This is a genomic window from Nitrosomonas aestuarii (assembly GCF_003046585.1).
In the GTDB taxonomy this organism is placed as follows: domain Bacteria; phylum Pseudomonadota; class Gammaproteobacteria; order Burkholderiales; family Nitrosomonadaceae; genus Nitrosomonas; species Nitrosomonas aestuarii.
In genome coordinates this window covers 1-4,050 of sequence record NZ_QAAE01000042.1, presented here as the reverse complement: position 1 = coordinate 4,050, position 4,050 = coordinate 1, and the positions used below count along the sequence as shown (strand labels likewise).

Here is a 4,050-nt window from a genome sequence, read left to right as displayed (position 1 = left end):
AAGTTTGGTTCAGTATATACTAAGAGGTTGAGACGCCAACATCAAGGATACGGCGATACATTCTTCCTTGATGAAGTATTTGTCAAGATTCAAGGCAAGCAACTGTATTTGTGGCGAGCAATAGACTAAGACGGTGAAGTGGTCGATGTTTTGCTGCAGGCACGCAGGGATGGCAAAGCTGCTAAGCGTTTCTTCAAAAAGATCCTCAAGAAATGTCGAAATGAACCCAGGAAGATAGTGACAGATAAGTTGAGAAGTTACGGTGTCGCTCACCGAGAGCTTGTCCCTGGCACGATTCACGATACTTCCCAATATGCGAACAATCGCACTGAGCTTTCACACCAACTAACCCGAGTAAGAGAACGAGGCATGCGTCGATTCAAATCGATGGAGCAGGCTCAACGATTCCTGGATGTGCATGCTGCCTATTTAATCTTGGCCGTCATCTGGTATCTGCCAGTGATTATCGAGATTTAAGACAAGGTGCTTTTGCATCTTGGGAAAAGATTACGTAAGCATGAAAGCTAAATTTCTAGAACTGGTTGCCCTATGAAAGTTAACTTGGCAATACCTATTGGATTGGTGTTGGGAGAGGGTAAATTACCGGTAGTGCCTATAAGCCAAGTTCATGCTACTCTTTCTTCAATTTCTGACTAAGCCAGCGCCATATAAAGCTATCGGGCACATTTTCTCCACTAATTATATAGCTCAATATTTTGGGATTATCCAAAATCCGGAAAAGTATTTTTTTTGCACTGACTCGACCACAAAAAAGAATCTGATCTTGGTGTTTAATTTGCATGGCATGATCAGGAAGCAACAAGAAGTCATCGTCGCGCACTAACATTAATGGCACAAGATCAAGTTTAATGTCTCGATTGTTCGGATCTCGCATCAGGTTATCAATAGATACCGACAATCCTTGAGAAAAAAGACTAGCAACCGCCGGTACAGATTGATAATCAATAATAATTGACCAGGTGTCAGGTACCTGTTCTCCTACTATACTTACCAACTGAGCAATCAATTGGTTTGCCCACGTATTTGTCTGGCTGCGTGCCTGAATGAGAAATTGCGCTAACAAAGGGGATATCATATGAGCCAAGCACTCATGCGCGATGATATCGCTGGGTTGCATGGAAATATCAGCTTTAAAATGCTCGAAAAGAAGATCGTTGTAACGCTTATTCCTTCGGATAACCACGAACAAATCTGGATTCAATTCGCGGGCAGTAATCACGATAGAAAGATTGTTGATATCATTATCTGTTCCGGCAACAATGCCGACCGCATCCATGATACCTGCTTCTTGCAACGTTCTGGCCTCTGTACCGCTCCCTAATACATATTCCTCGCATCCAGTCAATTTGGGATCAGCTTCAACAATGACAGTGGTGATCCTCTCGCGTTGCAAATTTTGCACAACAGATTTGCCAAAGCGCCCATAACCGCACACTATCCATTTGCCAACGGGTGGGCAAGCCGGAGATTGCAGAGTGTGCCCAGGAACACCGGTCAGCCATTCATGTAAAAGATAGATCCCAAGTGTATGAACTTCCATTGCCAAATGATTGCCAAATAGCGTGTATGGATTAATTATTTGGTCAGTCCCGAAAGAAGCCATGTTCGCTGCAGTATCTATGTTCTCAGCACGTCCCAATATCATCAGAGAAGGGTTTATCAGCTTTACTGCAATTGCTACTGCAAGATTTACATGGTCGTCATTAGTTAACGCAGCGACCCCGGCACATAAAGAGTGCCTTATTCCAGCTTTTATTAGAATATCCGGGAGACGCGCATCCGCGCATAATACTGGTATATCAAATTGAAAATCTTCCAACTCAAGTTCATTTACCTTAAGTTGGAGAATTTCAATCACGACAACACGGATATTCTTATGGTCGAGCGCATTGACCAGCAGGCTGCCTGTTTCACCATAACCACAAATAATATAGAAGGGCTCGTTCAGACGTTCGACTGATTTTGTGAATCGTGATGTAGTAATGGCGGTTTTCAGACTTGCATCCTGAAACAGCGTGATGATCGTTCCAATAGCATAAATCCATACGATGACGGTTAGATAAATTGAGAATGTCATCCATAAGCGCTGCACGGTACTAAATTCATGCGGCACTTCACCGAATCCGATAGTAGTGGCAGTATAACTAATGATATAAAAAGCCTGAAACAAAGACAGGTATGAAATTTCGCCCGCAATTACTATGCCTGGCATCAATGTCAGTCCACCTACAGCGATACCGAAGCAGATTATTACCGCAATCAAAGGCGTGCGCATGCGCCGCAAAATCAGAAAAATGATGTTATTCATCCTCGAATTTTGTTTCTTCTAATTTATTAAGGTGTAGTAATTCGATTATCGGCGAAGACTAATTGTTTCTGCTATCAAGAGAACAACAGAAACAATATTTGCTAGCAATGCACCACCGGATAAAGAAACGACATGATTAATCATAATCACTTCGTCAGGTGTATCACTTACAGATGCATATAGGATTGCAGCAGCAATGAGGTGCAGATCTGCAACTAGGCTGGTGGCCAAATGAACGGCGCCAATCTGTGTGCGATCTCCAAACTTCAATACCGTGGCAATGAGATTGACGATAATAGCGGCGTATAATTCATAAGGATGATGATGTGCAGGATTATCGACATCACCGATAAAAAAACCATAATTCAGTGACAAAGCAAGTACGATAAAAAAACCAAAAACTACTTTCTCAAGATTCATAACAGGTATTGATTCATAGTGAATTAACGTGAAGTTATGCTATCTTATATTGCACTAGCGTTATTACCAAGGGAAACTGGCGGACTAATCACCAGGGGACTTTGTCGTAACATATATTAATTCAGACCTGAACTAATACATGTAATCATGTTTGAGGTGTTTGATCCGCATTGACCAGTTCAACTGACTGATTATAAGTAATTGTATTTATATCACTAACTTTATAATTACTAAATTACTATTTACGTATTAGTCATCAAGAGTGATCGTGAGAAGCAACTTCTTTTGCAACCAGTAACAATGCGCCAATAAGGGCGATAAGAGCAATTACAACAAACCATTCCATCACGCATCCTCCAATTCTTCAAATCTGCGATAGGCGCGGCGATTAACAAACACGATAAGCAAAGCAATAAGAACCGACGCAATGCAACCGGTTATCATCAGCACTGGATTGGTTGAGGCGTAATTTTGCGTCAGCCATGCAACTAATGATGCATCAAGAGCAACGCAGACAGCGAATACGACTTTTAGTCAGCCAATTCCTTCCTTAAGCCTTTCCGCCTTAGACGTATGTTATTTTATAGATATGCTGCCGGGATTTGATGTTCAACGGTGTCAGTCAACTTACAGTATCAGTAACAATCATTTTTGGTTATCCCCTCGAAAAAGTAAAGTCTACTCAGATTTGCGTAACAAAAGAAACTGACATAAAAAATTTGAGATCCATTATAAATGTCTGCCGTGATCCATACTTTCGTGCAAAATTCGCATTATGTAAATTGTTTGACCGGTAATATAAAGATATTCCGGCATGTTATGTCTCCAGCTCATCACCATCACGTGGCATTTCGCCACCTGTGAAAAAAAGAATATATATAAATTCAATTGTTTAGCGAGTTCCTTGAAAAAATCCTCAGTTTCAAGAGCTGATACTTTTTCTGCCACTGCCATTGCTATAAACTGATTAAGGCTTGTACCATCACGTGTTGCCATTTTTACGACTTCATTCTTCAATGATTTTGGAAGTCGTAAAGAGTATGTTGACGTGTCACTCATTGTCTAATCCTCCTGATTGTGTATTAGCACAGACCTAGTCAGTCAAACTATTCTGCAATCTTGCAAGCTCTGCTTTCAATTTTGCCAATGCCGCTTCCATGTTGGCTATTTCAGTTTTTAATGAATTAATATTGTCTGTGATATCTGGGTCCGGAACAGTTCCTGTTGTATTTTCATGTCCCCAGGCCCTCGCAACAATTTCAGGATGATCTATATATGGATTGCGGTTTCCCTGTTTTTGC

Annotated in this window: 4 protein-coding genes and 1 pseudogene; 1 reads left to right on the top strand and 4 read right to left on the bottom strand. The window is 41.2% G+C overall.

The window, feature by feature from the left end; genetic code table 11:
* Positions 1-27: 27 nt before the first annotated feature.
* Positions 28-477 (top strand): annotated as a pseudogene (locus C8R11_RS15700) (IS6 family transposase).
* 154 nt (positions 478-631) lie between these two features.
* On the opposite strand, the gene C8R11_RS15695 reads toward C8R11_RS15700, so the two are convergent.
* From C8R11_RS15695 to C8R11_RS16345, 4 genes are all read right to left on the bottom strand, one after another.
* Positions 632-2,329, bottom strand: coding sequence for a potassium channel family protein (locus tag C8R11_RS15695; protein ID WP_107796514.1), 1,698 nt, complete (start codon positions 2,327-2,329; stop codon positions 632-634).
* A gap of 45 nt (positions 2,330-2,374) precedes the next feature.
* Entirely contained in the window at positions 2,375-2,749 is a 375-nt protein-coding gene (locus C8R11_RS15690) for a DUF6394 family protein (RefSeq protein ID WP_107796513.1), read from the bottom strand.
* A gap of 729 nt (positions 2,750-3,478) precedes the next feature.
* Positions 3,479-3,808 (bottom strand): hypothetical protein, encoded by a 330-nt coding sequence (locus tag C8R11_RS16350; RefSeq protein WP_181258287.1) that lies wholly within the window; start codon positions 3,806-3,808, stop codon positions 3,479-3,481.
* A gap of 34 nt (positions 3,809-3,842) precedes the next feature.
* Positions 3,843-4,050, bottom strand: a 208-nt coding sequence (locus C8R11_RS16345) for a hypothetical protein (protein ID WP_219908637.1), incomplete at its 5' end; no start/stop codon positions are given.